The 945-nt window shown below is 38.0% G+C and carries 1 pseudogene; it reads left to right on the top strand.

From position 1 onward, the window contains the following. Positions 1 to 720: pseudogene (locus tag EKL98_RS16365) on the top strand (5-methyltetrahydropteroyltriglutamate--homocysteine S-methyltransferase); the annotation flags it as partial. Positions 721 to 945: the final 225 nt, after the last annotated feature.

Genomic DNA, 945 nt, shown 5'->3' with positions numbered 1-945 from the left:
ATTTATGGTGATGTTTCCCGTCCCAATCCAATGACGGTAAAATGGGCTGAATTTGCACAATCGCTTACGCAAAAATGGGTAAAAGGAATGTTGACTGGTCCAGTTACTATTTTGCAATGGTCTTTTGTTCGTAACGATCAATCGCGTTCTGAAACCTGCACGCAAATTGCTTTGGCGATACGTGACGAAGTAGTCGATTTAGAAAAAGCAGGAATCAAAATCATCCAAATTGACGAACCTGCCATTCGTGAAGGATTACCCTTGCGTAAAGAGGAATGGGCAAACTATTTAGATTGGGCAATAAAAGCCTTTCGAATTTCAGCTTCTGGTGTAAAAGATGACACCCAAATTCATACGCATATGTGTTACAGTGAATTCAATGACATTATCCAAAATATTGCCGATATGGATGCCGATGTTATCACTATCGAATGTTCGCGTTCGCAAATGGAATTATTGGATGTTTTTGCTGATTTTAAATACCCGAATGAAATCGGACCAGGAGTTTATGACATTCACTCGCCACGAGTTCCATCACGAAATGAAATGGTCCATTTATTAGAAAAAGCTGCTGCTGTAGTTCCTGCAGATCAACTTTGGGTGAATCCTGATTGTGGATTGAAAACCAGACATTGGGACGAAACTAAAAAAGCATTAATCGAAATGGTCGCTGCTGCAAAAGAAATGAGGGTGGCTGTCGAGAATATTGCAACGGTTTAATACCTATTTCATAACTGAAAAACCCTAGTAAATTTTAAATTTATTAGGGGTTGTGTTATCAAAAATTAAAAAATCACCATATTGTTGACGTCAACAAAATGGTGATTTTTTAATTTTATGGATTATTGTCAAATTGATTATGAACCACACATTTCGCAATCTTCTGGTCCGGCATTTTTTGCCAATTCGATCATTGCTCTGTATTCTTCGGCTGACACTTCAACA

Source organism: Flavobacterium bomense (assembly GCF_003970355.1).
Note: the sequence above shows the minus strand (reverse complement) of the source record. Positions and strands in the feature narration are given on the sequence as shown.